Origin of the sequence: Gordonia sp. i37, from assembly GCF_002043085.1 — a bacterium.
Classification (GTDB): domain Bacteria; phylum Actinomycetota; class Actinomycetes; order Mycobacteriales; family Mycobacteriaceae; genus Gordonia; species Gordonia polyisoprenivorans.
The window spans coordinates 1-746 of the sequence record NZ_MVPX01000211.1; the positions used below are offsets into that span (position 1 = coordinate 1).

Genomic DNA, 746 nt, shown 5'->3' on the forward strand with positions numbered 1-746 from the left:
CCGCCGCCGGTCGTGGCGTGGTCATCGTCGTTCCCGACCAACGCGACCTCGATCGCCTCTCGGCGGCCTGCGAGCCGCTGTTGGGCGATCGCTGCGTCACCCTCGCCGCCGGTCTGGGGCCGACCGCCCGCTACCGCCGGTGGCTGGCGGTACGGCGCGGAGGAGCTGACGTCGTCCTCGGCACGCGCAGCGCGATCTTCGCGCCCGTGCACGATCTCGGGTTGATCGTGGTGTGGGACGACGGTGACGACAGCCTCAACGAACCGCGCGCACCGTATCCGCACCCTCGGGAGGTCGCGGTGCTGCGCGCCCATCACGAGCAGGCCGGGCTGGTGATCGGCGGCTACGCGCGCACCGCCGAGGCGCAGGCACTCGTCGCCTCGGGCTGGGCGCACGATCTCGTCGCCGACCGCGCCGTCATCCGCGAACGTGGTGCCGCGATCGAGGCCATCACCGACGAGGACGTCCGCGTTGCGCGGGACCCGTTGGCGCACACCGCACGTATCCCGGCGGTCGCCTTCGATGCCGCGCGGCGCGCGCTGGCCGCCGACGCGCCGGTGCTGTTCAGTGTCCCGCGGCGCGGGTACATCCCGTCGCTGGCCTGTGCCCGCTGCCGCGAACACGCCCGCTGCCGGGCATGCCACGGCCCGTTGCAGATGGACGTCCACGGATCGTTGTCCTGCCGGTGGTGCGGGCGTCCCGAGACCAACTTCCGATGCCCGGAGTGCGGCGGCACCCGCGTCCGC

General features: G+C 73.7%; 1 pseudogene. It reads left to right on the forward strand.

The annotated features are described in order from the left end of the window. Positions 1-746: pseudogene (locus B1964_RS09685) on the forward strand (primosome assembly protein PriA); the annotation flags it as partial.